26 protein-coding genes and 1 pseudogene are annotated in these 26114 nt (G+C 48.1%); 11 read left to right on the top strand and 16 right to left on the bottom strand.

The genetic code is table 11. The annotated features are described in order from the left end of the window. Positions 1–75: 75 nt before the first annotated feature. Positions 76–804 carry an oxygen-insensitive NADPH nitroreductase gene (nfsA, locus tag IEY34_RS03170; RefSeq protein ID WP_189007500.1) on the bottom strand — a complete coding sequence of 243 codons (729 nt, stop codon included), beginning with the start codon at positions 802–804 and terminating at the stop codon, positions 76–78. Positions 805–889: 85 nt separating this feature from the next. Next, a complete protein-coding gene (locus IEY34_RS03165; RefSeq protein WP_189007499.1) occupies positions 890–1900 on the bottom strand; it encodes an LLM class flavin-dependent oxidoreductase in 1011 nt (336 codons plus the stop codon). A gap of 409 nt (positions 1901–2309) precedes the next feature. Here IEY34_RS03165 and IEY34_RS03160 point away from each other — a divergent pair, with 409 nt between their 5' ends. Both IEY34_RS03160 and IEY34_RS03155 read left to right on the top strand, forming a co-directional pair. Then, positions 2310–3029: a 3-ketoacyl-ACP reductase gene (locus IEY34_RS03160; protein WP_189007496.1), complete on the top strand. Its 720-nt coding sequence runs from the start codon at positions 2310–2312 to the stop codon at positions 3027–3029. Between the two features lie 99 nt (positions 3030–3128). Beyond that, positions 3129–4049 (top strand): annotated as a pseudogene (locus IEY34_RS03155) (oxidoreductase); the annotation flags it as partial. Between the two features lie 437 nt (positions 4050–4486). Here the strand turns inward: IEY34_RS03155 and IEY34_RS03150 are convergent. The 7 genes from IEY34_RS03150 to IEY34_RS03120 all read right to left on the bottom strand — a co-directional run bounded on the left by IEY34_RS03150 (position 4487) and on the right by IEY34_RS03120 (position 10397). Further along, on the bottom strand, positions 4487–5290 hold the full coding sequence (locus tag IEY34_RS03150; RefSeq protein ID WP_189007493.1) for a phytanoyl-CoA dioxygenase family protein: 804 nt from the start codon (positions 5288–5290) through the stop codon (positions 4487–4489). An 83-nt stretch (positions 5291–5373) separates the two neighbouring features. Then, positions 5374–6363 carry a LacI family DNA-binding transcriptional regulator gene (locus IEY34_RS03145; RefSeq protein WP_189007490.1) on the bottom strand — a complete coding sequence of 330 codons (990 nt, stop codon included), beginning with the start codon at positions 6361–6363 and terminating at the stop codon, positions 5374–5376. Between the two features lie 481 nt (positions 6364–6844). Further along, a complete protein-coding gene (locus tag IEY34_RS03140) occupies positions 6845–7900 on the bottom strand; it encodes an acyltransferase (protein WP_189007487.1) in 1056 nt (351 codons plus the stop codon). Positions 7901–8020: 120 nt separating this feature from the next. After that, complete coding sequence (locus IEY34_RS03135) at positions 8021–8593, bottom strand: ferric reductase-like transmembrane domain-containing protein (protein WP_189007484.1); 573 nt, start codon at positions 8591–8593, stop codon at positions 8021–8023. 23 nt (positions 8594–8616) lie between these two features. Next, positions 8617–9597 (bottom strand): FAD:protein FMN transferase, encoded by a 981-nt coding sequence (locus IEY34_RS03130; protein ID WP_189007481.1) that lies wholly within the window; start codon positions 9595–9597, stop codon positions 8617–8619. Positions 9598–9618: 21 nt separating this feature from the next. Further along, positions 9619–9906: a hypothetical protein gene (locus IEY34_RS03125; RefSeq protein WP_189007478.1), complete on the bottom strand. Its 288-nt coding sequence runs from the start codon at positions 9904–9906 to the stop codon at positions 9619–9621. 155 nt (positions 9907–10061) lie between these two features. Then, the gene (locus IEY34_RS03120) at positions 10062–10397 is read right to left on the bottom strand and encodes a YlbF family regulator (RefSeq protein WP_189007475.1); all 336 of its coding nucleotides are present in this window, start codon (positions 10395–10397) and stop codon (positions 10062–10064) included. 207 nt (positions 10398–10604) lie between these two features. Between IEY34_RS03120 and IEY34_RS03115 the strand changes: the two genes are divergently transcribed. From IEY34_RS03115 to IEY34_RS03095, 5 genes are all read left to right on the top strand, one after another. After that, on the top strand, positions 10605–11981 hold the full coding sequence (locus tag IEY34_RS03115) for a YheC/YheD family endospore coat-associated protein (RefSeq protein WP_189007472.1): 1377 nt from the start codon (positions 10605–10607) through the stop codon (positions 11979–11981). A gap of 9 nt (positions 11982–11990) precedes the next feature. After that, entirely contained in the window at positions 11991–13118 is a 1128-nt protein-coding gene (locus IEY34_RS03110) for a YheC/YheD family endospore coat-associated protein (protein WP_189007469.1), read from the top strand. Positions 13119–13219: 101 nt separating this feature from the next. Continuing rightward, complete coding sequence (locus tag IEY34_RS03105; RefSeq protein ID WP_189007465.1) at positions 13220–14584, top strand: YheC/YheD family endospore coat-associated protein; 1365 nt, start codon at positions 13220–13222, stop codon at positions 14582–14584. Then, positions 14584–15711: a YheC/YheD family endospore coat-associated protein gene (locus IEY34_RS03100; RefSeq protein WP_189007462.1), complete on the top strand. Its 1128-nt coding sequence runs from the start codon at positions 14584–14586 to the stop codon at positions 15709–15711. The genes IEY34_RS03105 and IEY34_RS03100 overlap by 1 nt, the downstream gene beginning before the upstream one ends. A gap of 6 nt (positions 15712–15717) precedes the next feature. After that, positions 15718–16845, top strand: coding sequence for a YheC/YheD family endospore coat-associated protein (locus tag IEY34_RS03095; protein ID WP_189007459.1), 1128 nt, complete (start codon positions 15718–15720; stop codon positions 16843–16845). 70 nt (positions 16846–16915) lie between these two features. On the opposite strand, the gene IEY34_RS03090 is transcribed toward IEY34_RS03095, so the two are convergent. From IEY34_RS03090 to IEY34_RS03080, 3 genes are all read right to left on the bottom strand, one after another. After that, positions 16916–17926, bottom strand: a complete 1011-nt coding sequence (locus IEY34_RS03090; protein WP_189007456.1) for a cation diffusion facilitator family transporter — start codon at positions 17924–17926, stop codon at positions 16916–16918. A 221-nt stretch (positions 17927–18147) separates the two neighbouring features. Beyond that, a complete protein-coding gene (locus tag IEY34_RS03085; RefSeq protein ID WP_189007453.1) occupies positions 18148–18372 on the bottom strand; it encodes a spore germination protein in 225 nt (74 codons plus the stop codon). 75 nt (positions 18373–18447) lie between these two features. Continuing rightward, on the bottom strand, positions 18448–19116 hold the full coding sequence (locus IEY34_RS03080) for an HAD family hydrolase (RefSeq protein ID WP_189007450.1): 669 nt from the start codon (positions 19114–19116) through the stop codon (positions 18448–18450). Between the two features lie 274 nt (positions 19117–19390). Between IEY34_RS03080 and nagB the strand changes: the two genes are divergently transcribed. The 3 genes from nagB (at position 19391) to IEY34_RS03065 (ending at position 22222) form a co-directional block, all read left to right on the top strand. Continuing rightward, on the top strand, positions 19391–20119 hold the full coding sequence (gene nagB / locus IEY34_RS03075) for a glucosamine-6-phosphate deaminase (RefSeq protein ID WP_189007446.1): 729 nt from the start codon (positions 19391–19393) through the stop codon (positions 20117–20119). Continuing rightward, positions 20116–21288, top strand: coding sequence for an N-acetylglucosamine-6-phosphate deacetylase (gene nagA / locus IEY34_RS03070; RefSeq protein WP_189007443.1), 1173 nt, complete (start codon positions 20116–20118; stop codon positions 21286–21288). The genes nagB and nagA overlap by 4 nt, the downstream gene beginning before the upstream one ends. 175 nt (positions 21289–21463) lie before the next feature. Then, complete coding sequence (locus tag IEY34_RS03065) at positions 21464–22222, top strand: YdcF family protein (RefSeq protein ID WP_189007440.1); 759 nt, start codon at positions 21464–21466, stop codon at positions 22220–22222. A 283-nt stretch (positions 22223–22505) separates the two neighbouring features. Here IEY34_RS03065 and IEY34_RS03060 read toward each other — a convergent pair whose 3' ends face one another. The 3 genes from IEY34_RS03060 to IEY34_RS03050 are packed head-to-tail and all read right to left on the bottom strand — an operon-like array spanning position 22506 to position 23578. After that, on the bottom strand, positions 22506–23075 hold the full coding sequence (locus IEY34_RS03060; protein ID WP_189007435.1) for a manganese catalase family protein: 570 nt from the start codon (positions 23073–23075) through the stop codon (positions 22506–22508). A 15-nt stretch (positions 23076–23090) separates the two neighbouring features. After that, positions 23091–23357: a spore coat protein CotJB gene (locus IEY34_RS03055; protein WP_238166782.1), complete on the bottom strand. Its 267-nt coding sequence runs from the start codon at positions 23355–23357 to the stop codon at positions 23091–23093. 2 nt (positions 23358–23359) lie between these two features. After that, positions 23360–23578 carry a spore coat associated protein CotJA gene (locus IEY34_RS03050; RefSeq protein WP_189007429.1) on the bottom strand — a complete coding sequence of 73 codons (219 nt, stop codon included), beginning with the start codon at positions 23576–23578 and terminating at the stop codon, positions 23360–23362. Between the two features lie 199 nt (positions 23579–23777). On the opposite strand from IEY34_RS03050, the gene IEY34_RS03045 reads away from it, so the two are divergent. Further along, on the top strand, positions 23778–24467 hold the full coding sequence (locus IEY34_RS03045; protein ID WP_189007426.1) for a C40 family peptidase: 690 nt from the start codon (positions 23778–23780) through the stop codon (positions 24465–24467). Between the two features lie 67 nt (positions 24468–24534). On the opposite strand, the gene IEY34_RS03040 is transcribed toward IEY34_RS03045, so the two are convergent. Beyond that, on the bottom strand, positions 24535–26079 hold the full coding sequence (locus IEY34_RS03040; protein WP_189007422.1) for an ABC transporter substrate-binding protein: 1545 nt from the start codon (positions 26077–26079) through the stop codon (positions 24535–24537). Positions 26080–26114: the final 35 nt, after the last annotated feature.

The raw sequence follows: 26114 nt of genomic DNA, 5'->3' as shown, positions 1-26114 counted from the left end.
AAGAACCTGTCTCCTGCTCCCTTCATTGTATGAGACAAGTTCTCGAGATATGAGTCCAAGCGTAAGATTAGCGCTTTATTCCACTTCGAAGCCTTGCGTGCTCAGGAACGCTTTCATGTGCTCGCGCGGCCGCTGCGCTTTGGCCGCCATTTCCTTGGACCAGGTCGTATCGACTTTGCCGTCCGAGCGTACGTGCATATAGTCGCGGATGCTCTCGTCGTACTCGTCGACCGCGACCTTGTTGTCCGTATACCGATTCTCATGGTATACGGCCTCTAGCGGCAGCCGCGGCCTTGGCAGCGGCTCCTGATCCGGCACGCCGATGCACATGCCGAAGACCGGGTACACCAGCTGCGGCAAGCCAAGCAGCGCGGAAACTTCAGCTGGCTTATTGCGCAGCCCGCCGATGTAGACCACGCCGAAGCCCAGCGACTCAGCCGCAACAGCGGCGTTCTGCGCAGCCAGTGCCGCATCGACCGTGGCAACGATGAAGTTCTCCGCATTGCCGGTAACAGAGGTGTCGCCATGACGCTGAACAGCTTGCTCGTAGCGATGCAAATCAGCGCACCAGACGAGAAACAGCGGACACTCGCTGACATAGGGTTGATTGCCGGCCCATGCAGCCAGTTGGCTATTGAGCCCTTCGTCTTTGACATGGATAACACTGTAAGCTTGCATGTTGCTTGAGGTCGAAGCAGCTTGCGCCGAAGCCAGTATCGCGTTCAGCTGATCCTGACTTACGGGTTGATCCGTAAATTTACGAATCGAGCGGTGATTTTGCAGTAAAGAAATGATTTCATTCATGGTATAACAACCTTCCTTCTATAAAAGTACCTTATATGAGAAAGTCTCCAAGGGTATGGTCGACAGATCAACCTGTGTGCTCTATTTATTCGCTTGAGGGATTCAATTCTTCCCTCAGTTCAGCCACAATTTGGTATGATTTCAATCGTGCCTCATGGTCATAAATTTGTCCAGCAATAATCCACTCGTCAGCCTGCGTTTGCTGCTGAACCTGCTGCATCTTCGCGTGAATTGTCTCTCGGCTCCCGACAAGCGAATAACTTAATTGCTGCTGAACGTACATTTTTTCTGTCGGTGTCCAGAGGTCATCCATGCTGTCAACCGGAGGATTCAGCAGTCCGGTACGGCCGCGGATAATATTCAGGAATTGCTGCAGTTGCGAAGTCGCCAGCTTCTGAGCCTCCTCGTCGGTATCCGCTGCGATGATGTTGATTCCTACCATAGCATAAGGCTTGCTTAGCACATCCGAAGGACGGAAGCTGCTCCGATACAAGTCAAGTGCAGGAAGCAAGTAGCCAGGTGCAAAATGGCTGGCAAACGCAAACGGCAAACCAAGCTGGCCTGCCAACTGTGCGCTGAAACCGCTGGAACCGAGCAGCCAGATCGGGATGTTCAAGCCTTCTCCAGGGAAAGCTCGCACGCCTGGCATAGCTGTCCCTAACGATGGGTCTAGATAGCCGCGCAGTTCACTAAGCATCTCGGGGAAATCATGACCATCGCTGCCAAGACCACGGCGCAATGCCCGCATAGCAGGTTGATCTGATCCTGGCGCTCGTCCCAAGCCCAAATCGATACGACCTGGATACAACGATTCCAGGGTGCCGAATTGCTCGGCGATGACGAGCGGCGCATGATTAGGCAGCATGATGCCGCCAGAGCCTACACGGATTTTCTTTGTCCCACTGGCAACATGGCTGATGATCAAGGACGTCGCTGAACTAGCGATGCCCGGCATATTGTGATGCTCTGCCAGCCAGTAGCGGTGATAGCCCCACTTCTCGGCATGTTGAGCCAAATCCAGCGAACGTTGGAACGAATCTCGGGGCGTCCCGCCTACAATGACAGGAGCCAAGTCTAGAATAGAAAAAGGAATCATACAGGTAACCTCCGTTTTTATATTACTATAAGCATCTGCTTACTTTTTGTAAATTAATAATATGAAATAAGCAAAAACAAACTTCGGCAGCGTTAGGCCTAATCGCCTATAGCTTTCAGAAGCTTGTCAGAAATTATTCTAGATTTGCATGACCACCGAACATGGTCTTCGCGCCATACCTTGCATCATCCTCTAATTCCCGTAAACAGGCTTCCTTTGCCCCCATGACTTTCAAAGTCGTTTCAACCAAAGCAAACGACTCCTTAAAGTATACTAAAAGATACTATCTTACAAAAAAGTGGGTACTTGTTATTAATTATATAACAGCAGATAATAGAATGCATAGTTGTCAGACCTGCTGGGGAATCCCAGTAAATAGGCTTTCTGACCACAGAGAAGGAGAGAACATATGGATTTAAAAGATAAAAAAGCACTTTTAACTGGCGCCGGAAAAGGTATCGGCAAAGCTGCTGCCATTGCATTAGCCAAAGAAGGGGTGCATCTAGGACTGCTTTCCAGAAGTCAAAGTGACTTGGAGACTCTTAAACAGCATCTAACAAGCACCTACGGAGTTAAGGTTTATATCGCCACTGCGGATATTTCCAATAAGGATGAGGCTGATCGAGCGATTGAAGGCCTTATTCAGGAGCTGGGATCGGTTGACATCCTGCTCAATAATGCAGGCGTAGCGCAGTTCGGCACTTTGGTTGAAATGGAGTCTGAGCAGTGGGAGCGCATCATTCAAACCAATCTCTTGGGAACTTATTATGTAACACGGGCTGTTCTCCCATCCATGCTCGAGCAGCGCAGCGGCAGTATTGTCAACATTGCGTCTACCGCAGGAGAGCGTGGATTTGCCACAGGTTCTGCTTATTGCGCCTCCAAATTCGCCATCCTTGGTTTGACGGAATCCCTGATGCAAGAGGTGCGCAAATCGAACATTCGTGTTACTGCCCTTACGCCCAGCACGGTTAATACTGATCTTGCCGTCAATACCGGACTTCCCATCGGAGACGAAGATCGCATGATGCAGCCTGAGGATGTAGCAGAACTCCTTTTGGCCACTTTGAAGCTGCCTAATCGTGTATTCATTAAAACAGCGGGCATTTGGACAACCAATCCGCAATAATCACCAGAACCGCAACTTGTCACTAGAGATAAAGAGCACGATTTATCGGATGGAGGATTTTCACATGAAAAAAGATTTATTCACACCTTATGACCTCAACCGAATGAATGGCATTATGTCCATTATGTAAGCCGCGCAATTGGCGGTACTGGGCTCTTAATCATGGAAATGACGGATGTCCATCCTGACGGTCGAATTACCGATGGTGATTTGGGCATTTGGTCGGATGAACATATCCCGGCATTCGCCAGAATCATAGATGGCGTCCATGCCCATGGCGCCAAAATCGGCATTCAAATTGCCCATGCGGGGCGTAAAGCCGAAGATGCGGCAGTACCTGTAGCTCCATCCGCTATCCAATTTCCAGGCGCTCCTTACAAAATGCCCCACGCTCTGACAACAAGCGAAGTTCAGGCAGTGGTTGGCCAATTTGCCGATGCTGCCCGCCGCGCGGTCCAAGCTGGTGTAGATGCACTTGAGCTTCATGGCGCTCATGGTTACTTGATTCACCAATTCCAATCACCGCTCACGAACAAAAGAGAAGATGAATATGGTCAGGATCTCGCCCGATTCGGCGTAGAAGTCATTCAAGCTGTGAAAAAAGAAATGCCGGCAGATATGCCGCTCATCTTCCGCATCTCTGCCGTCGAGTACGCGGACGGCGGCTATGATATCGATCATGCTATCGAGCTGTCCAAAGCCTATCAGGCTGCTGGCGTCGATGCTTTTCATGTGAGTTCAGGCGGAGAGGGCCCTGCTGGCCAAAGAAAACCGGGCAACTATCCCGGTTATCAAGTGCCTTTCGCGCGCCAGATTCGTGAAGCGCTGCAAGTGCCTGTCATCGCAGTCGGCATGCTGGAGGATCCTGCGCTCGCTCAATCCGTTATCGGCAACGAAGATGCCGATTTGGTTGCCATTGCGCGCGGCATGCTGCGTGACCCTTACTGGGCGACACATGCTGCTGTTGCCTTGAAAAGCAATCACACCAGCATCCCGCAGCCGTATATCCGGGCCTACTAAGATAAGGCTGTCTCAAGATCCAAGTATGGCCTAGAATTAGCCTACTATCTTATCAGTCGGCAAAACCGCAACAATAAAGAAAAACGGCTTCGCCGCCCTGAGAGATCAGCCTCTTAGTAGCGATAAAACCTGTTAAGGGAACTAGAGGACGCTATATAGGCAAATAGCAGGGATGCTAGGGTATTAGCGGAACTACAGGGTCTTATTTCCACGAAAAACGCTGAATTTGCCTTGAAACAGCAAAATAGCGGACTGGAGTTCCCTCACCCCCGCGATATGGATACTTTTGGCTAGAATAGCGGACTGTAGTTCCCTCTGTTCGCACAAGGCGGCTGGAGTAACTCCGCGCTCACTCCAAAACATATAAACTCTTATATATAAAAAAAAATTGCCACAGCCAACCGGTCTAAGAGACCGGTGGTTTGGCAATCTTTTTGCTATACAAAGAGCTTATTCAGAGGCACCATATCCGCATCAGGCACATAGTGCTTAAAGGGATTCGGGCTAATGTCCCCTAACAGCTGACGGACTTCAGGCGACGCGTTCTTCAACAAATCCTCTGACGCCTTGTGGTAATCAATCGGTCTCATCCATATTGGGCTATAACCCATGAACAGCTGTCTGCGCGTAAAATCCGAGCGATTGACGCCCCCCGCATGCCACAGGTTCTGCGCAAAAATAAACACATCCCCCGGTTTGCCGCATACCTGCGTCTCGCCTTCGAGCGGCAGATCAACATTGCCCTGAACAGGACGATAATCAGGCATCCGGTGACTGCCAGGAATGATCTTCGTATTGCCTCTGTCCGGCTCAGACATATCGCTAAGGATATAGCAGATTTTGATATAATACATGGACGTTAATCCATTGATCATTGGAAAATGGGGACTAGGACCGTCCTGATGCCAATTAATGAAACTATTCGTCTCGGTCTTCAGATCATTGGGATTAGGCTCCCGTACCGTCAAATGAGAAATATGCAACTGAATGTTATACCCTAACAAATTAACGATAAGCGGCAGCAGTGTCGGTTCATCGATGAGAGAAGCAATAGCCGGATGCCGCTCCACGCTATGATAAATATTGTGAGCCAGAGACTGTTTCTCCTCCGAGAGAATATGGTCAATGGCACCATTCAAATGGGCAACTTGCTCGCTGGAAAGGATATTCCGCAAGATTAGATACCCGTCCTGATTAAACTGTTTAACTAAAGGTGCAATCTCCAATGTACGTTGATTCATCTCGTATTCCTCCATGGATTCGTTGTATTTACTCGAGTAAATTTTAACTTAAAAAATATTCCCCCTATTCCTGGGGGCACTTCCTACGTGCTTTCTCGAACAACCAATTCATTCTTTAAGATTTCATTCTTAACCGCTTGCCCTTGAATAAGCGCAAGCATCCGCTCAAGCGTCGCCTCGCCAATGGCTAGTCTTGGGTAGTGAATCGTGGTAATTGTCGGTGATGTTTGGGATGACATGAGAATATCCTCGCAGCCTACGATTGCCAACCGCTCGGGTACACTAATCCCCAGCTGTTTGCAAGCAGCAACAGCACCTGCAGCCGTTAAATCATTGACACATAAAAGCGCTTGATAGGAAAAATCGGACTGCGACGTCCATTTGGCCACCAAATGCCTGTAAGCCGTCTCGAAATTACAGGAATCGACCTCAATCAATTCATCGAGTTGTATATCCTCTTCGCCTGCCGCATGAATCAAAGCTCGGTTACGCACTTCATAATGCTGCGAGCTCATTTGCTGACCTGCTGTCAGATAAGCGATGGATCGGTAGCCGCGACTTTTCAAATGTACAAACAGCTGTTTCATCGCAGAGGCCCAATCAATATCAAGAAACGGAACAATGCCCTTCTCGTTGGAGCTAGGCTCCATAATTGAAATAACAGGGATACCTTGTTGTTGAAAATATTCGATTGTTGTCATCGCTAGACTTTGACCCAAAAGAATAATGCCATCTACTCTTCCAGCAAACAACGACTTGAGACTTTCTTCTTGTTGGGGTTGAAATTTTTGAAAGAAAAGAAAATAGCCGCGTTCCATCGCGCTTCGCTCAAGACTAATCAGAATCCCCGCTTCAAAAGGGTTTCCTAAGTTATTGACAAGCACAGCGAGCTGTTGGGTCTTCTTGGTTTTCATACTTCTAGCTACAAGGTTGGGTCGATAATCCAATTCCTGAATAACAGCCAGCACCTTGTTGCGCGTAGTTTCCTTGACATTGGTCTTATTGTTCATCACATAGGATACAACAGCAACGGAGACACCAGCGCGCTCTGCAACATCTTTTCGTGTAACCATACATCCTCCCCCCTCGGAATTTACTCGAGTATATTTTATGATTTCATTGTATTTTTATTGCTCACGAATGTCAATAGGTATGAAGAAAACCGGCTATACTGCCCTAAGAAATGAGCCTCTTACTAGTATCAGATCTTATTAAGGGAACTAGAGGACGCTAATTAGGCAAAAAGCAGGGATGCGAGGGTAATAGAGGAACTACAGGGTCTTACTTCCACAAAAAGCGTTGAAAATTCCCAGCAAACAGCAAAATAGCGTACTATAGTTCCCCCTCCCTCCCGATCATGTCACTTTTTGCTACTATAGCGCACTGTAGTTCCCTCCCTGCACGATGCAACTCCGGCAACTCGGGCAACTCGGCTAACTCCTCGATCACTCCAAAACATATAAATTCCTCACAAAAAACCTAGCCGCAGGCTAGGTTCTCTCTCAATCTGTGATCAATACGCAAGCTTGAAGGGCTTATGTTCCATAGCCACCATCAAATAGACAACCATTTCCTTGCATTTCTATATACCAGCGTTAATATCCAAGGAATTGACACAATGAGCACAAACACGATTACATTGTACACATTGAACAGAATAATCGAGCCTGGCACATGAACTTTGTATTTCCATAAAGACAGCAGCGCTGGGTGCATGAGATATACACCGAATGATACGGAACCCAAGGAAACAAAGAAGCGCGCTAAGCCAGCCATTTGCTGCTGCATCCATTTGGCGATCCAAATAAAGCTGACACCAATGCCTACGCTGTATAACAGCCATAATAGTTCAAACCAAGTATTTTCGAATTGATATCCTTTTAATCCAAGCAAATACAGCGAGGCGTACGTAAGTCCGATAAGGAGTGTTGCCGGGAGCACCCATGCTTTGTTGCGATCCAACCAGGCGCGGAAGGCTGCATAGTTGATACCGATGGCGCCGCCAATGAGGAAGTATCCGAAATACGTGATACACAGTTCTGGCTTGTGACTTATCGTACCGAACCAATGGCTATAAATATACACGCCAGCTTGAATAGCTAGTCCCCACAAAGCTAATGTTCGCTTGAACCATGCTGCCTGCCTAACTGCCCAAACCAACAATGGAAACAGAACATAGAATTGGACGATAATGATCATAAAATACAAGTGATACCCAGAATCCGCCCATTTCAGCTGCTCCAAAAACACGCTGAAATCAAGCTTTAACGGATGTTCGGGCGTCCATAACCAAGGATTATATAAATAGTAGAAAAATGACCAAACAATATAAGGAATCAAAACTTGCCGGACACGTTTCCAGTAGAAGATGCCTGCCTGCTTTGCGCTCCAATTGTCCGTATAAATATAGAACAAGACTATGCCGCTCAAGAAAATAAAAACAGGAACTGCGAAATAGCTGATTTTGTTTACAAATAAAACGAGCAGTTGCGTACTGCTGCCTTTCAGAGCCGGATCCACTGTCCAATCAGCTGTCACGTGAATCAGCACGACAGCAAGGATGGCGAATGCTCTTACGATATCAAGCTCCGTGATTTTTGCTTTAGCCATGTCGGTTTCAAATCCTCTTTTCCTCATAAATACCCTTTAACTATAGACATTTCCGACATGTTTCGCAATATCCACTCGCACAAAACGTCCCTATTCGTAGAAATAGGAACGCTCGATTGACTATGCCTGATACACTTTCGGCTTGACGACTTGACGTTTGCGGGAACCTATAAACACACGAGCGGCTGTTAAACCGACCAATAGGAGAAAGGTGCTGATATACATGGTTTTGATCCACACATTCGAGCTGTCTGTTCCAATGAACAATCCATGCAGCAAAGCTAGAAGAAAGATCGGATACGACAGCATGTGAAAAGCCAACCACAGCTTCCTTCGTAACTTGTTGCGAAGATCCGTTGTTAGAATGAGTAGCAGCAAGCCATATGCCGCGATTGTCCCCATACCGTTCAGCCCTGTCGATTGCTTAGCGGTAAACGGGATCAAAATTTCTTTCCACTCGAAAGGCATGTACGCATCTATAATTAACAGGATCGTATGCGCTAAAGCCAGTGATGTTCCCGTATAATTGGCATATGTATGCCAGCGAAGCATTTGGGCTTTCTTGAGGCCTTTCCAGTAAGGAAAACTATTGGAAATTCCGATAGCCATTCCTACAAATAGACTGAGATAGGAGAGGATGCCAAATATGCGAATAAGCGACCATGTAGGTAAATCAACCAGCCATTGAATCATGATTAATCTCCTCCCTTCACAATTTATTCATGCACTTCATCTGCGCGCAGACCGATCCATTCGCCATAGAACCACTTCGCAGCAGGCTTTACATGATGAACTGCCCCATCATTAGTATAAATAATGGCTTCCATTCGTTCTGTTTTCCGTTTAAATAGCGCAATCCCCTCTTCGATACCTAGGATGCAGATGACCTTGGCCCAAATTTCGCAATCCACCAAATGCGCTCCGACTACTGAGCACTGAACCACGGAAGACTGACTAGGTGCCATCGTGCGAGGATCAATAAGATGATGCATGCTTCCTTCGCTCGTCTCCCAGCGCCTGCGCTGTGTGCTGGATGTCGCTATAGCTCCGTCCCTCATCAAAAGCAGCGCTTCATCCACTGGGTATTCACTTTGCGGATTAGCAACGGCAATCACCCATGGCTCCGTATCCGAAGCGCCTCCCCAAACTTCAACATCTCCGCCTGCCTGTATAAGCCCTCTCTGTACCTGCCAGTCGCTGCGAAGATCGGCAGCCAATCCTTGCACGGTCCAGCTTTTGCCTATACCGCCTAGGTCGATTCGCTGTTGTGAGGTTAACAGGACCGATTGCATATTTCTATCATAGTCGAGCTGCGTATGTTTGGCAGAAAAGGGGATCAACGGATCGGAATCGGTGAACCTTTCTATCTCATGCTGCTGCAACGTTTCGAAGCTGCCAACATAGCCAGCACGCTCAAGGGCCGGCAGGATGGCAATCGTGAATATGCCTTCTGTCCGTTCGTAATGATGCTGAGACTGTTCCAGCAGCTCGGCCATCTCCAGCGAAATCAGACAGCGACTCCCTGCATGGCGATTAAGATATGAGCATTCACTATCCGGGAGAAATCGACTGAACCTTACCTCCGCATTTGCAAAATACTGCCTGATATGCGGTGCCAGATTTACTCCCTCACTCTTGGGTTCAACCAGAACTTGAATCTGTGTATTCATCGCCCGAAAGCTTATCGTTTGATGCATGTCCCCTCAACTCCTTGATGATTAAGAAGCTTGACTTCTGGTATGGGCTTTCTTCGTTGATGGCGAAGATTCCGACCTACCGCTCGCCGCCTGATCCTGATTCCTAATCCTCGTATTCGTACGGCCCGTAACCCGCGTAGTATCCGTTTCCTTTTGCACGGTTACAGGGGCCTTCTGCCCTTGGGACAAGCTAGCGGCCGTGACAGCTGCAAGAAATTGAGGACTTGCTTTTACTTCTTGAAATAAATAAAAGAGAATAGCTGCGATAACAATCCCCAGCTGCCATTTGGTCCATTTGGTTTTTTTCATAGCAATCGTACCTCCGCTCTGCCTGCATGGGCTTGATTTCATTATAATCAATACGGCCTTACATCGTCTGAATTTCCCCTTAATAGTAACTGAAAATTAACTAAAAAAAGGCTACCCCTTTAAGTAGATTAACTACTTAACGGATAGCCTCTTCTTTATTTCAGCATCGCTTGCAATGGTTCTGCGATAATTCGCTGCACATCTTCCAGCACCACAGATAACCTGCGCTCCGCATCGAACAACTGATTGATTCGCGGGTTTAGCGCAAGCTGCTCGTACAGCTTCTGCAGTTGTTCCATCTCCTCTTCCGGCGGCATTTGGCCTCCAGCCATTTGCTGTTGAAGCTCATTTTGACGCAAACGGAAATCTTCCAACAAACTTTTGCTGGATGAATCTTGATCAACTTGAGCGCGGCTTTCCTTCATATCCTGGTATTCTGTGCTAGTCTTGATGGCATTAGCCAATTCATACGCTTTATCATGTACGTTCATACTCGACTTCCTCCTCATTTGTCTCCTTTATGGTTGGGCTTTTCCTACTGCACTTTCAGGCATATACATAAGCACCAAGGGATATATGTCCTCATATGATGGAGTAGTTTACTTTGCTTGTTGGCAATAAACCCTACCTTTAAACGCGGTCGATCATCCTTGAATGGCCTCGATAGGGGTTTCTCATGCTGGAAGGAGTGTTCGCTATTGACCAGGACGAAAGTTGGAATATCCATTCAAGGCACCAGCATCTATTTGGATGATCGGACCGTTGTTCTAAGTGAAGCCATTGCAAAAAAATGGAAAGTTCCGTCCAATCAAACGATTACCATGCGATTTGGCTCAGCTAAACAGGATGTCAAAGTGGTTACAGCCGCTACGTCGAACAACTTACGATTAAATCCTGCGATCGCCTCCAAAATCGGTCTGCATCAAGGAGCTCACCTTAATCTTCATTATAGGCAAAGTACGGGCACCTTGTCGATTGGACCTCTGATTGGCGTTATGATTAGCCGCGTTTATGCGAGTTCACAGGATCGCCCATTCGGTGCTATCACCGCTTTTTGTAAAGAAATGACGGAGGCGTGTGGACAATTTGGTGCTGTTGTATGCTTTTTCCCACCAAATGAAATGCGGGCCAATGCCCAATCCCTGTCCGCCTATTCGTATTCCAATGGTTCATGGAGCAAAAAAACGTTTCCGATTCCCAATGTGATTTACAATCGGCTCACCTCGCGCAGATTCGAGAACAGAGCGAATGTCCAACAATTCATGAAAGATGTCAAAGCCCGTTATGAAACGGATATCTTCAATGAAAAATATTTAGACAAAACGGAAGTATTTCAAGCATTGCGCAAAGATAACAGCCTACATGGATACTTACCCGAATCTTATCTATTTAAAAACTATCAGATGTTGAAATCTATGGCAGCCCGTCATCCGGTCCTGTTCCTTAAACCGATTACCGGAAGTCTGGGCAAAGGCATTATCCGTATTCGCAAGGAATCGGCCAATTCGTATGCCTGCCATTTCACCAATCTCTCCGGCGTTCGCAGGCAGGCCTTCCCTTCGTTAACGGCTGTCTTCCAAGCCTTGTCCGGCAAGCTCAAGGCACAACGATACCAACTGCAGCAAGGGCTTGATCTCATCACGGCCGATGGGAATCCTGTCGATTTCCGAGCACTCGTTCAGCGAGGCGCCACAGGTCAATGGGACATTACCTCCATCGTTGGACGCATCGCAGGCACTCAGCATTTCGTTTCAAACCTGGCGCGTGGCGGAAGCCTGACCACAGTTTCAGGCGCGCTTGCCAAAACATCGTTCTCGTCAGCCACACGTGTCGCCATTACAGCCCGTTTGCGCAAAGCTTCTTTGGACATCGCCAAAGGCATCGAAACCCAAATCCCTTTCCATTTTGGCGAACTCGGGATTGACTTGGCTGTTGATATATCGGGGAAAGTCTGGTTGCTCGAAGTCAACTCCAAACCATCCAAGGATGACAATACCGCCCTGAATAATGAACGCAAAATAAGGCCATCCGTCAAGCAAATCGTGCAATATGCACGGTATCTGGCGAAATTCTGAGGTGAGATCATGCGGCAAAGCGCACAACGTCCCTTACTGGGGATTATGGTGACGGAATTGAATCGAGAGCTGCCCTTTGCAAGTTCGGACTTCTACAAGCATCTTACGTATCATGGTGCCGAGGAGGGGTTGGAGGTATTCGTGTTCTCTCCGAATCGTATCGATTGGCAGCAAGGTTTAGTGCGAGGATACAGCTATGCGTTTGAAAAAAAAGAATGGATCATGAAGCTCTTCCCACTCCCCTCCCTCATCTATGATCGTTGCTTCTTCAGCAATAAGCGCAGCTACCAACAATACCGTCACCATGTGAGCAAGCTTCGTGAAATGCCTCATATTCGCTTTCTTGGCTACGGTTTAAGCGGGAAGTGGGAAGTAGGTCAAATCCTGCAGAAAGATCGTGCTCTGCACCTCTATTTACCCGAAACGAGTCTGCTTACAAGCCGTTTACAGTTAAAACGCTGGCTCGAAACAAGGAGCGATATCTTCCTTAAGCCTCAAGGCGGCAGTCAGGGCCGAGGCGCTTTACACCTTCATCATCTAAGGACACCGGAAGGCAATGAGACCTTTCATATAAAAGGACGCGATGCTCATAACCGCTCTATCGAGCATCATTTTCATCATTTCGATGCTTGCTGGGGTTGGCTTCGCACGACGATTGGAACACGTCCCTACCTTATCCAAGAATATCTGACCCTACATTCCTCTCAGGGCATGGCCTATGATGTTCGCTCCCTTGTGCAGAAAAACGGCCAGGGTTTATGGGAAAGCACTGGAATGGCCGTGCGGATCGGCAAGCCGGGCAGCATCACATCCAACCTGCACGGAGGCGGTACCGCTGAGGAAGTCTCCCAATTCCTTACCAAAGAATTCGGAACAGCTAGAGCGGCGGCACTTATTGAAACGCTAAGGAGCCTCTCCAGCCGTATTCCTCATGTACTCGAAACCCATCATGGACGTCTGGCTGAGCTGGGGATCGACCTCGGCATTGATGCCGACGGGCGCGTATGGATTCTGGAAGTGAACTCAAAGCCTGGTCGGACGATTTTTGCCCGCATGGACAATGACAAAGCAAGCACAAAAGCAATTGCAAATCCCATACATTATGCTGGATTTTTACTACACAAAAAGCTGAGCTGAGCTTGGCTTCGCTGGTAAGTGTCAAAACAGGCAGATGGGTGATGTCTGCCTGTTTTGACACGGAAAGCCCCGTAGGGCAACAAGTTTAGGAGGGTAACCTAATGAGTTTGACAACGTGTATGCTCCACGCCGTACAACGAACAGATAGATCGGTCTACTTAACAAGTGAACTCGTCAAAGCTTTACGGTTAACCGGCAATAAATCGATTACTGTAAAGGTCGGCAGTAAAACCACCAATCTACCGATCCGCCTGATCAAAAAAAGTGGTCAGCATATGTACATCCCGCTTTCTTTAATGGCAACTTTGCGTATTCCGCGAGCAGGAAGCGTTCTGGTTTCCAATACGGGCAATAAAGAACTTCGCATCGGCCCTATCATTGGCATTCTTACGAATGTAGAGAATGGCACGTCTCCTTTCGGCACCAAAACGGGCTTTATTCGCCAGATTATCAATATGAGTTCAAACAAATCTTTTGTTTTCGCGTTCAGCCCCAAGAATGTGAACTGGGTTCAAGAAACCGTAACTGGCATGATTCCCAAAGAAGGCGGCGGCTGGATTCGTAAAACCTTTCCCTTGCCAGACGTCGTCTACAACCGGTTATCCAGTCGGAAAGCAGAAAAATCGGCAGGTATGGAAGGCTTCAAAGATCGTTTTGTGCGAAGAGGCATCCCCCTCTTCAACTGGAGCTTTTTTGACAAGTGGGATGTTTATAAAATGTTGGATGGTGACGATGCCTTCCGCTTCGTTCCCGAATCAAGGATTAACCCATCTGCCGAGCAAATCAAAGAAATGCTGGATAAACACAAATTCATTTACCTGAAGCCAACCGCAGGCAGCTTGGGGATCGGTATTTTCCGTGTTACGTATAACCCAAAACGCGGTTACTTCGTCCGCTATCGCAAAGGCGGCAAAAATGTGCTCATACGCTACGGCAAATTTGATGGCTTGATGCAAATGCTGGGAACAGGCCGCGGACGCCTCACCAACTATGTCGCCCAACAAGGCATTCGCCTCATTGAAATTGACAGCTGTCCTATCGATTTCCGTTTCCACCTGACGAAGAATGGGAGCAACAACTGGGTCGTTGCCGCCATTGGCGCCAAAAAATCAGGGAAAGGCAGCGTCACTACCCATATTCGCAATGGAGGCCAGTTAATGACACCGGAGCAAGTACTCCGTCAGATCTATGGCAATCGCGCGGAACAAGTGTTGACGAATGCCAAAGAGACCGCGATTAAACTCGCGGAAGGCATCGAGAACAACTACAACCATTTGCTCGGAGAGCTCGGGTTCGATATTGGGATCGATCAAAATGAGAAAATTTGGATGTTCGAAGCCAATGCCAAACCGGGAAGATCCATCTTTAAGCACCCTTCCCTGAAAGAAGGGGACGTCGCTACGATCCAAAACATCTACGAGCATTGCCTCTATCTGAGTCGCTTCCGCTCAAGGAGGGAAAGCTAATGGGCTTCATCCTGCATGAGAGAGGACAAAAGCCTACTCTTGGCATTCTCACTGTTAAGGATAGCAATCGAGTCTTCCGCGGTAATTTAAACAACTTTCTCGATTTGATTCAAACGGGCGAACAGCTCGGTGTTGACGTCTATGTCATCACAACCAAAGACTTTAACCTCTCGGGTTCAGATATCTATGGCTATAGATTTAAACCGGCAGCTAAGAAATGGAGCAGGGAACTCGTTCCCGCTCCACAAGTTGTTTACAATCGTATACCTTATCGCAAAATGGAAATGAAGCCTGAGGTCCAACAAACCATTCAAGCCTGTAATCGCAGCTCCAGCGTGCAGTTATTCAATTCGTCCTTCTTCAACAAATGGACGTTGTTTAGTTGGTTGAACAGCGCCAAGGAAAGTAAAATCTATATGCCTGATACGCTGCAATTAAGCGAAGCCAAAGACATTACGCAGCTGCTGCGCAAGCATCCTGTGCTCTATCTGAAACCTGTCAAAGGCAAAGCTGGCAGAGGGATTATGCGTATTGAGCGATTAACGGCCAAAAACGATCAAACTCACTACCGGTTAAGTCGGCAGGAAGATAAGAAAATGACCTATAGTTACCACAGCTCGGCTGATGATGTCTGGACCGAGTGGGATAAACACAGAGGTTCCCACGACTATATCGTTCAGCAGGGAATTATGTTAACCCGCTATAAACAGCGGGCCTACGATTTGCGTGCTTTGATTCAAAAAACGGGCAAAGGTGTTTGGAGCGTCTCCGGGGTAGGTGCCCGCGTTGCAGGCAAAGCCAGCATTACGACCCACGTCCCACGCGGCGGCTCAATCGACGAACCGCTGAAGCTGCTGACAGCTGCCTTCGGAGCCAAAGAAGCCAAAAGCATTTTATTGCGCGTTCGGAAAGCTGCCGTTACGCTTGCTACACAAATCGAAAAATCGTCCGGGAACCAGCTCGGTGAAATGTCCATGGATATCGGTGTGGATACGAACGGGCATATCTGGTTCTTCGAGGCCAATTCCAAACCGATGAAATTCGATGAACCGAACATTCGCCAGAAATCATTGGAACGTATTATTAGATACAGTCTCTACTTAATGAAAAATGGGAGAAGAAGGTGATTATGCTTGTCTTCACAACGACTGGGCGTACTCGCTATTTATTTAGGCAACTCACGGCTGGAGGAGCTCTCTTATTTCCAGAGGCTAAGCAAGGAAGGGAATAAAATCGGTGTTCAAGTGGAAGTTTTCTCCCCGGTTGATGTGGAAAGCGGCAATACAGTTCGCTCCTTAACCTACGACCACGGTTTGAGGAAATGGATCCGGCGGCGAACCACTATGCCGCCCGTCATCTATGATCGCTGCAGGTACAAAGCCGCGGCGAATTACCGCATGCTCAAAGCATTTCGAAACCGTCATTCGAAGCTAATTTTCCTGAGCAGACCCTTAGCCAATAAATGGGCGATGCATCAAATTCTTTCCGAGAGTGAGAGCATTCGTCCTTATTTGCCCGCAACAGTCCGCTTCAGCACCGTACAAAATTTAGTGAAAACATTGAAAAGACATAAGCTCATCTATGCGAAACCCAAGAATGGCACGGGGGGAAGAGGGATTCTGCGCATAGAGCAGTTGGATTCAGATCTCTATTTACTGCAAGGAAGGAATGAGCAGCGCACCATCATAGCCCCTTACAAAGCAACAGAAAAGCAGCTTATGGTTAAGCTGCATGCGCTGAAACTAAGTTCCGATTATGTTGTGCAGCAAGGAATCCGCGTAACGTTGAAAGACGGCCGTGTCCATGATTATCGCCTGCTTATTCAGAAAAATGGCCGAGGTGAATGGGAAGTTACCGGCTGTGCAGGCCGCATCGGCCCACACCGCAGCATCACCTCGAACCTGCACGGCGGCGGCAGCGCAGTTAGTCAAACTAAATTATTATCCAATCGCTTCTCTTCATCCAGCAAAATTGAAGCCATTAAGAAGGAAATGAACAGCTTTGCCCATACGCTCGCTGAGTTTCTAGAAAATAAATTCGGCAAGCTCGTTGAGCTTGGGTTGGACATCGCCATAGATCCTAGCGGCCATGTCTGGCTTCTCGAAGTCAATCCCAAACCTTCCAGAGAAGTATTCCACAAAATTGGCGAAAGTTCCACCTATCAGAAGGCGGTTTCAAGGCCGCTGGAATATGCCATGTGGATGCTGAATCAAAGTTCAAAAAACGCGGAAGAAAGGAAAGCCGAAAGGCCCGAATCGTGAATAAGCCATCGGAAGCAGCAGCCACATGCTGTGTATCTTCCGATCTACATATGTGCAATCCCCTTCTTTCCTATACTTTCAATTCCGAATGGATCGTTGTTGAATTTTCGATTTGAATCGTCGCATGCGTGATTTGAAAGCGTTCCTCCAGCTGATGAATGGCTTGCTGCAGAATGGTTTGACTATCCAAGTGATCGGCAATGAGCAAATGACAGCTAAGTGAATCAAGACCTGATGTGATCGTCCATATGTGCAAATCATGCACATTAATGACACCTTCAATCCCTTCAAGCATATGTTGGACATCCCCTAATGAGACGCTCTGCGGCGTTCCTTCCATTAAAATGTGAATGGTCGATTTCAGTACCGCCCAGGCGCCTTTTAGAATCAGCAGCGATACTAGGACACTTATTATTGGATCGGCTGCATACCAGCCAAAAATCAGCATGACAGCTCCAGCTACGATAGCTCCGACAGAACCCAGTGCATCTCCAAGAATATGCAGATAGGCGCTGCGCAGATTTAAATTGCTGTGCACATCACCTTTGCGCATCAGAGACCATGCGCTAAGCAGATTGGCTATCAAACCTATACTGGCAATCAGCATCATGGAGCCGCTGGCCACCGTAGGAGGATGCATGAATCGCCCGACAGCTTCCCAAATGATGAACCCAGCAATAACAAAAAGGGTCACCGCATTGAAAAGGGCTGCCAAAATCTCGGTTCGATGGAAGCCATAGGATTTCTTCGCAGAGGTAGGCTTGGCTGCGAACCACATCGCCACAAGACTTAAAGCAAGCGATCCAGCATCGCTCAACATGTGTCCAGAATCCGAGAGCAGCGCCAAGCTATTCGTCCATAAACCACCGATAAATTCCAAAAACATAATGCCTGCTGTGATGATAAGTGCAATGAGCAGTCCTTGTTTATTTCCCCCGTGCCCATGATGGTGATGTCCGTGATCGTGCCCATGATGATGGCCTTCCTGTGCGTGACTATGGCCTTGGTGAGTTCCCTGATCGCTGCAAGCTGTATGATCCTTATGGTCATGTGAATGTTCTTGTGATGAATGTTGATGCATAGCAATTCCTCCCTGCGCTCTGCCCCTTAGAATGGGGTGTTATCCTGCAAAATATTCCTATTTTATTAACGCATGAATATATGAGCACTTGTTCATATATTAATAATACTAATTCAAACAATCAGCTGTCAAGCCTTTTTCTTCCTTTTAAACAAGCCAAAAAAAGACCGACACGTTCGCTCCGCTTGCGAGCAAGTATCGATCTCATTGGCAATCAGGACTTACGTTCCTGTGGCTACTTTGTTCGCTCCTGCTTCTATACCGTCAGGATCGAAAGTAACCGTTGCGCTAAAAAGGGTCGTTGATACCGCGAAATCTCCGGTGATTCCGCCCCCGCCGCCGGAATTGGTTTTGGATGCGCTAGTCGGAGCAATGATGAACGTATCTCCATTTACCAGATTTCCTTCATTTCTAATAATGTTGAATATTCCTACAAAAGAAGGCATTCTGATCAGCACCTTATCTATCAATGTGATAACAGTGTATGCCCATCTCCGACTGTTTGCTACTGCCTTCGCTATTTACACATATTCAAGCAGCTCCGCGAAGCTGCGGATTCGAATATGCGCCCCTTCGAGCTCCCCGGACTCCCGGAATCCTGCATAATCGCAAGCCGCTACGGTTAAATGATTGCGAAGTCCTGCCTCCACATCCGAGGAACGATCACCTACCATCCAAGCCGATTGGATATGATGGGTTTCAAGCAGGATTTGAACTAAATCGACTTTCGATTTCGTTTGATATTGCCCCGCGCTGTACAACCCTTCGAATAAGTGCCCGAGTCCCTTAGCGGCAATTACATTTCTCACATAGTCTTCCAGCCCGTTGCTCGCCACAAATAAGCGAATCCCTTTGTCACGCAAAGCTTGCAGCGTTTCGGCAACGCCTTCATATAAATCGCCCTGGCCTTCGTGCAAGCCATTCATCTGATAATTCAGCAGCAGCTTATCGGCTTCGTTACGCGCTTCTATAGAAGCTTCCGGCATAACCCGCTGCCAAATCTGTTCAAGCAGCATACCAAGTGCTCCCAGGATCCGTTCTTCCGGCGGAGTTTCTCCTGTAAACAAGCCTTTGGCTCGAAGTTCATCGAATGTCGCATGATAAGCAGGCAGAAGAAGTGTTTCGGTTTGAAACAACGTCCCGTCCAAGTCAAAAAGCATAGCTTCTGGTTGTTTTCTCTGAATTGTCATCGCTCTAGCCCCTTCTCCGTTAGGAATTCCGAAAATTTTCTTAAAAAAAGTAATGATCTTAGATAAGAATGGCAAACATACCCATGTAAGTCAATGTTCATATTTGGCAAAAAGCCTGTTGCCGTAGCGATAAATTTCAGTTATGATTGAAATGTGTATAATTCGATTGAAAAATGATATTTTTAAGCAAAATAGTTTCAAAATTCAGCCATACTCTGTTTTTTCAGATCACAATCCCATTGATAACTTGTCCATGAAAGTGAGGAATACCATCATGAATCTTCATATTTTTCAAAATCAACAAGAATTAAACGAGGCCGGAGCCGGCATCATCACTTCCCTTGTCCAAATGCAGCCTAGATCCGTTCTTGGCCTAGCCACAGGCGGAACACCAGTCGGTATTTATGAGGAACTCGTGAAAGCCTATGATAAAGGGCGTGTAAGCTTCAAAAGCGTCACTACGTTCAACCTCGATGAATACGTTGGCTTACCGGTTGATCACTCCGAGAGCTATCATGCTTATATGCAGCAGCACTTGTTTAACCATATTGACCTGCCAGCTTCACAGGCGCACATTCCGAATGGTAATGCTGCTGATCTAGAAGCTGAATGCGCTCGTTATAATGAGCTTCTGGAAGAAGCGAAACAAATTGATTTGCAAATTCTCGGTCTAGGCCATAATGGGCATATCGGATTCAATGAACCCGACCATTCCTTGGTCAGCGGAACTCACCGCGTAGAGCTGAAAACAGAAACGCGCGAAGCCAATGCTCGTTACTTCAATACGATTGACGAAGTGCCGACTCATGCTTTAACCATGGGGGTTGGTACCATTCTCAAAGCCAAAACGATTCTCTTGATCGTTCGCGGCGCTGACAAAGCAGAAATCGTTCATCGCGCTCTGACAGGTCCCATTACGACTGAAATTCCTGCAACGCTTCTGCAAACACACCCACACCTTGTCGTGCTTCTTGATGCTGAGGCTGGGAGGTTGTTCGAATGAGTTCATTCGTCATCACGGGAGCCAAGATCGTAACCGAACAAGGCACTATTGAAGACGGATATCTGCATATCCAAGGCGGCGTAATTGCTGCTATCGGCGAGATGTCGTCTTGGGATCAAACTTCAGCAGCACCTGACGCCACGCTCCTTGATGCTCGCGGCAGTTGGCTGCTGCCTGGCTTCATCGATGTTCACGTGCATGGCGGATACGGCGCTGATTTCATGGATGCTGATCCAGAAACATTAGCGATCATCACGCGTTTTCATGCGCTTAACGGGACAACGGGAATGCTTGCTACAACCATGACTGCCCTGCGTGAAGACATCGACCGCGTACTTGGTGAAGTCAACGCTTACATGCAGCAGCCTATGCCTTATGCCCAACTGCTGGGCGTGCATATGGAAGGCCCTTTCATCTCGCCTAAGTGGGCAGGCGCGCAGGACCCCAAGCTCATGGTGACGCCTCAGCTTCCATGGCTCGAAGACTGGAACGAGCGTTATCCGCAGCTCGTCAAGCAGTTGACCTTGGCCCCCGAACGCGAGGGGGGCCTTGCGATGATCGCGTGGTTGCGCGATCACGGCATCGTTGCCGCCTGCGGCCACACGGACGCCACCTACGCCGAGATTCAGGCGGCGGTTGGCGCGGGGCTCTCGCATGCGGTGCACACCTACAACGCGATGAAGCCGCTGCATCATCGCGAGCCTGGCACGGTCGGTGCGGTGCTCACCGACACCCGCATCAGCGGCGAGGTCATCGCCGACGGCCATCACGTACACCCAGCAGCGATTCGCCTGCTGGCTATGGTGAAGCAGCCGCATGGCTTGCTGCTGATCACGGACGCGATGTCCGCCGCCGGGCTCGGCGACGGCGAGTACGAGCTGGGCGGGCAAGCCGTCACCGTACAGGCGGGCGTTGCCCGACTGACGGAAGGCGGCGCGCTCGCGGGCAGCACGCTGACGATGATCGAGGCGCTCCGGTTTATGGTGCGCGAGGTCGGCGTCAGCGTCGCAGACGCGAGCCGCTTCGCGAGCGGCAACCCGGCGCGGCTGCTGAAGCTCGAGGCGACGCACGGCTCGATCGCGCTAGGCAAGCAGGCTGACTTAGTACTCGTCAGCCCGGAGCTCGCGCTGGAGCAGGTTTGGATTCGTGGCAATGAAATCAAAGGTTGATGCTTAATAGATAAGAGGCTGCTCATCAGGTTAACACCTGGCAAGCAGCCTCTTTTTGCGGCAATCCCTCATGGAGCTATTGTATAAAGGCAGGAATCACTCCCTGAATGTCGAACAACGTTAATGATTCGTATGCCACAGCTCCATGCTTTCTCAGGAAGGATATGATACGCCAATGCTCTATCTCATTAAAATCGCTTATACCTTAATTTTCCCGCCGGGAATCATCATCCTGCTCCTGCTCTGTATCGCCATCTGGCTGCAACAGAAAAAAGAGTACATCGGTACTCTTCTCGTCGGGCTAGCCGCGGTGCTGCTTGCCGTATGTTCCATGCCTTCCTTCAGCAATGCTTTGCTAAATAGCATAGAGAGCAGATACTCACCTCCAGCGCAGGTTTCAGGCGATGTCCTTGTGATGCTGACAGGAGGTGCAACCTTAGACACGGCTGACCCGCTTACGCATGGAGAAGGCTACCTAACAGCCAACACTTCTGCTCGTGTACTCACGGTTGCCGAGCTTTATCGAAGCACGAAGCTGCCCATCCTCCTCTCCGGCGGTCAGGTATTCAGCGACACAGGCAATGAATCTCAGATTGCCAAACGGCATCTGCTCGCGCTCGGCATTCCCGAAACAGCGATATTCATGGATGACACCAGTCGCAATACCGAAGAGAATGCGCAGCATACGCTTGCCCTTCTCACCAAGAATGGCTGGAAGCAGCCTGTTCTCATCACTTCTGCCTTCCATATGGCGAGGTCTGTGAAGCAGTTTCAGAAACTCAAAGTGGCGGTTATTCCTTATCCAACGGATTACATCTCCCAGCAAAAGCAGGAGCTCACCCTCAGCAAATTCGTCCCTTCTTCAAGCGGTCTGGCTGTTACAGGAATTGCTTTGAAGGAATTTTTGGGCTTGTTGGCGGCCAGGAACGGATGAACCCCATCCTAGTACTGGTTACGCCTTACGAACTCAGCAACCCTTATTTGATCAAAATCCCTCTGTTCAAAATTATTACGAACTCCAGACGCGTTATTTCAATAAATAGATGAGCATTTCATGCTTAAACGGTGCGATAACGCCTCTTCAGTTCATTAGATTGAAAACGAAGCCGTTTTCGGGCTAATAAGCACAGTACAGTTCGTTAGAGCAACTCGAATCGAATCCACTCGGCTCCAATCCAATCCACTCCACCCCACTCGCTCGACTTGCAGCTCTCCCATCAGAACACTTTCTGAGCCTCCCGGTCGTCCTTCAAAATTTCCACCGCTTCCCGGAACCGCAAGGAGTGCACGATCTCCCGCTCCCGGAGAAATTTCAGACTGTCCTGCAAATCGACATCATCTGTCAGATCAATCAACCATTGATACGTCGCCCTTGCCTTCTCCTCGGCCGCGATATCCTCATAGAGATCAGCTATCGGGTCTCCCTTCGCTTGTATGTAGGCAGCTGTCCATGGCACACCTGCTGCGTTCTGATAGAAGAGCGCCCTGTCGTGGCTCACATAGTGATCATCCAAGCCAGCAGCTTTCAGCATATCGATCGTCGCATCCTTGGTCAGCTTATAGACCATCGTAGCAATCATTTCGAGATGAGCGAATTCCTCCGTTCCAATATCCGTCAATAAGCCCACAACTTTATCCGGAATCGTGTAACGCTGATTCAAGTAACGCAATGCTGCGGCAAGTTCTCCGTCAGCCCCTCCATACTGTTCAAGCAGGAGTTTGGCCATTCGCGGGTCGCATTTGCTGACTCGGACCGGATACTGCAGCTTTTTCTCATAGATCCACATGCGCGTTCCTCCTTCTCAAACTTGCCAAGGCCAGGGAGTATTCACCCACTGCCAGGGATGTTTGCTGTAGGCATGCCCGAATGGCATGAGGGGTCCGAATGCCAACTCAAACTCATTCGCAAGGTGCATTCTCTTTTGGGCGAATTGATTATACTGCTGCAGAGCAGCTAAATCATCAGGATGGGTGTCCAAATACAGGGTCAACTCCACGAGTACAAAATCAACAGCTTGCAAATCATGCAACTGCCTGTAGTACGACTCTGGCAGCACGGGCTGACTCATCGTCATCGCTCTCCTTCGACGTCTTTGGATTCATAGGGGCCGAATAATGAGGGCCAGAGAGTCCCTCTTTTCAACGCCTCATAAGGGCTGTATTGCGGCAATCCTGGTGGTTGGAAATGGATATACAACTGGGGCGGCGTGTTATAGAATTTCACTCGAATTGGTGGACAAGGGTCAAAGGGACTGATGTAAGGGTAGTAGCTTTTGAATTGCGAGTACATGCGTCTCCTCCTCTTTTCATGAACGACACAACATTCAACAGGCGCAGCAGCTTAAGCCTATATGCTCGTTATATGCGGGAGGACTTGGTCAAAATCACTGGATTTCCAAGATTTCCATCTAGTCTGATTGAGCGATTCATTGTTAAAATAAGAAAAGTTCACGAAATAACACCAAGACTACCAACAGGAGGGAACGACGATGATTAGATCCAAGCTGGTTTTCGCAACTGCCGCTATGCTCTTGACAGTATCTTTAAGCAGTGTAATCCCCATCTCGCCTGTTTCCGCAGCAACTGCTGCTGGTACATCCAGCACCATGCTTGCGCAAGGCATGACAAGTTCCGCTGTTTCGGAGCTCCAACAGAATTTAAAAACGCTTGGGTTCTTTACATACCCGACGGCTACCGGTTACTTTGGCACGATAACGACACAAGCGGTAAAAGACTACCAGAAAACTTACAGTCTCCCGCAGACGGGTATTGTTGACGCCGTAACGAACACCAGTGTATCCCATGCATTGACGAAACGCACCCTAATGGCGGATGCGCTTACATATCTGCGTGTTCCTTATCTTTGGGGCGGCGCTACGCCGCAAGGATTTGATTGCTCCGGCTTTATTTACTATTTATTCCAGCAGCATGGCATCACGGCGACACGGACAAACTCCAAGGCACTATTCGATAGCGGCACTTCTGTCAGCACAAGCAATTTGCAGCCAGGTGATTTAGTGTTTTTCGCTATTGCCACGCCGGGGGTTATCGATCATGTAGGCTTATACATGGGGAACGGTCAGTTCTTATCCGCCACACGGTCGGCGGGGATTTATCCGCAAGCTTTGATGAATTCGTATTGGGGACCCAAATATATGGGGGCCAAGCGCGTGTATTGACATTCAAAAACAATGACGCTGCTATTGAATCAGCAGCGTCATTGTTGTCACAAGCAAATGTAGTTAGTTAATTTCCTGCCTTCCAAGCATCATATTGCTTCTGGATCTCACTCATAACTTTGTCAATTCCTGCATCCACCAGTTTTTTCTTCGTATCCTCAACATACTTCGGGTAATCCGGCATGGAACCTGTCGTGAAGATTGGATTCGCCTCTTTATTGACGGCGTTGATTTGCGCAATTTCCGATTTCACCGGCTCCGTATTGAAAATAAATCCGAGCAGACGAGAAGCTTTGCCGTTATCGTTCGTCTTTTTCATTGCTTCCAATGCTTTCGTTGAATTCCAGTTTGAATCCCATTGATCCCAAAGCGGCCCAAGCCAGTTATGCCAAATTGCCCATGTTTGTTCAGCACCGCTTTTGGCTTCTATCGTTGGATTACCGTCTTTGACGGAACCTGACTTCACCGTGTAGTTTTTACCTTCAACTCCATATGCAAGTGTATTCAATAAGTACTTGTCGCTCCAAATGTAATCAAGCAGCATCATGGCTCTTTCCGGATTCTTGGATGTTGCACTGATCGCTGTCGCAGCTGCTGTCATGGAACTGGTTGAAATGGTTGGCTGTGAACTGAATGTTTCAACAGTTGGGAAGCCATATGTGCTTGTCGATTTCGACCCATCTTCGGTATAGCCGCCGGAGTCGCGAAGCACGGCATATTTCCCTGATTTGGCTTCAGCCAAATAATCTGTTTTGATCGCTGCATCCTTGGCTATGTAGCCTTTTTTATAGAAATCATTCATAATTCTATAATTTTCATAATTTTGCTTAATATCAAGCGTTTTGATGAAGGTACCCTCTTTTTCACTAAAAGATATGCCAGCTGTTACAGTTGTATAGTCGGGTAATCCTACTCCGGAAGTAGCTCCATTAGCCGTTGCAATGACTGGAATCATATTCGGTTCATTTTTCTTAATTGTTTCCAGGAATGGCTCTAAATCACTTAAACTCTTGACACTTTTATAATCGAATTTATATTTCTCAACTAAATCTTTTTTAAAAACATAGGCACTTGCCGGACTATACGGTGTCTGAGCAGGAATCGCCATAATCTTCCCTTTGTAAGTGACGGCTTTCCATGCGCGCGGATCTACTTTTTTGAGGATATTCTGACCATATTTCTGCAATAAATCATCAAGCGGCATGAAGGCGCCTTTCTGCACATTGCCGTTCAAATTATTAGACGTAGTGGAGGTAAATACGAGATCGTAAGGCTCGCCAGCCGCTGACTTCAGCTTGATCTTATCTTCCCAGCCCGCGTTGTCAATCATGTTAAAGTGTACATTGGCATTCAATTTTTCCTTAATGAGCTTGTTCGCTGCCGCCTCAACCGCTTCCTGATCCTTTAAATTGTCGATCGGCTTTGGCATGAACCAGCTAATATCAACGAAATCCTTGGTCGGACTCGTACTTGCCCCCGTACTTGCAATCGGACTTGCGCTTTCCTTTGTTTTCTCGTTCGTGCTGCAGCCACTAATAACAATGGTTGTCGCCAGTAAGACAGATGTTCCCGATCCAATCCATTTTGCAGCTTTGGCTTTTTGACCTTTCACTTGGATGACCTCCCTTATATGATCTTTCCTCTATA

The sequence above is a fragment of the Paenibacillus marchantiophytorum genome, from assembly GCF_014640555.1.
GTDB classification, from domain to species: domain Bacteria; phylum Bacillota; class Bacilli; order Paenibacillales; family NBRC-103111; genus Paenibacillus_E; species Paenibacillus_E marchantiophytorum.
This window is presented reverse-complemented; position numbering and strand designations above follow the sequence as displayed.

Excerpts from the sequence above, each read along its gene's own strand:
- nfsA (WP_189007500.1), bottom strand. The coding sequence starts at position 804 with ATGAATGAAATCATTTCTTTACTGCAAAATCACCGCTCGATTCGTAAA.
- IEY34_RS03165 (WP_189007499.1), bottom strand. The coding sequence starts at position 1,900 with ATGATTCCTTTTTCTATTCTAGACTTGGCTCCTGTCATTGTAGGCGGG.
- IEY34_RS03160 (WP_189007496.1), top strand. The coding sequence starts at position 2,310 with ATGGATTTAAAAGATAAAAAAGCACTTTTAACTGGCGCCGGAAAAGGT.
- IEY34_RS03150 (WP_189007493.1), bottom strand. The coding sequence starts at position 5,290 with ATGAATCAACGTACATTGGAGATTGCACCTTTAGTTAAACAGTTTAAT.
- IEY34_RS03145 (WP_189007490.1), bottom strand. The coding sequence starts at position 6,363 with ATGGTTACACGAAAAGATGTTGCAGAGCGCGCTGGTGTCTCCGTTGCT.
- IEY34_RS03140 (WP_189007487.1), bottom strand. The coding sequence starts at position 7,900 with ATGGCTAAAGCAAAAATCACGGAGCTTGATATCGTAAGAGCATTCGCC.
- IEY34_RS03135 (WP_189007484.1), bottom strand. The coding sequence starts at position 8,593 with ATGATTCAATGGCTGGTTGATTTACCTACATGGTCGCTTATTCGCATA.
- IEY34_RS03130 (WP_189007481.1), bottom strand. The coding sequence starts at position 9,597 with ATGCATCAAACGATAAGCTTTCGGGCGATGAATACACAGATTCAAGTT.
- IEY34_RS03125 (WP_189007478.1), bottom strand. The coding sequence starts at position 9,906 with ATGAAAAAAACCAAATGGACCAAATGGCAGCTGGGGATTGTTATCGCA.
- IEY34_RS03120 (WP_189007475.1), bottom strand. The coding sequence starts at position 10,397 with ATGAACGTACATGATAAAGCGTATGAATTGGCTAATGCCATCAAGACT.
- IEY34_RS03110 (WP_189007469.1), top strand. The coding sequence starts at position 11,991 with ATGCGGCAAAGCGCACAACGTCCCTTACTGGGGATTATGGTGACGGAA.
- IEY34_RS03105 (WP_189007465.1), top strand. The coding sequence starts at position 13,220 with ATGAGTTTGACAACGTGTATGCTCCACGCCGTACAACGAACAGATAGA.
- IEY34_RS03100 (WP_189007462.1), top strand. The coding sequence starts at position 14,584 with ATGGGCTTCATCCTGCATGAGAGAGGACAAAAGCCTACTCTTGGCATT.
- IEY34_RS03090 (WP_189007456.1), bottom strand. The coding sequence starts at position 17,926 with ATGCATCAACATTCATCACAAGAACATTCACATGACCATAAGGATCAT.
- IEY34_RS03085 (WP_189007453.1), bottom strand. The coding sequence starts at position 18,372 with ATGCCTTCTTTTGTAGGAATATTCAACATTATTAGAAATGAAGGAAAT.
- IEY34_RS03080 (WP_189007450.1), bottom strand. The coding sequence starts at position 19,116 with ATGACAATTCAGAGAAAACAACCAGAAGCTATGCTTTTTGACTTGGAC.
- nagB (WP_189007446.1), top strand. The coding sequence starts at position 19,391 with ATGAATCTTCATATTTTTCAAAATCAACAAGAATTAAACGAGGCCGGA.
- nagA (WP_189007443.1), top strand. The coding sequence starts at position 20,116 with ATGAGTTCATTCGTCATCACGGGAGCCAAGATCGTAACCGAACAAGGC.
- IEY34_RS03065 (WP_189007440.1), top strand. The coding sequence starts at position 21,464 with ATGCTCTATCTCATTAAAATCGCTTATACCTTAATTTTCCCGCCGGGA.
- IEY34_RS03060 (WP_189007435.1), bottom strand. The coding sequence starts at position 23,075 with ATGTGGATCTATGAGAAAAAGCTGCAGTATCCGGTCCGAGTCAGCAAA.
- IEY34_RS03055 (WP_238166782.1), bottom strand. The coding sequence starts at position 23,357 with ATGAGTCAGCCCGTGCTGCCAGAGTCGTACTACAGGCAGTTGCATGAT.
- IEY34_RS03050 (WP_189007429.1), bottom strand. The coding sequence starts at position 23,578 with ATGTACTCGCAATTCAAAAGCTACTACCCTTACATCAGTCCCTTTGAC.
- IEY34_RS03045 (WP_189007426.1), top strand. The coding sequence starts at position 23,778 with ATGATTAGATCCAAGCTGGTTTTCGCAACTGCCGCTATGCTCTTGACA.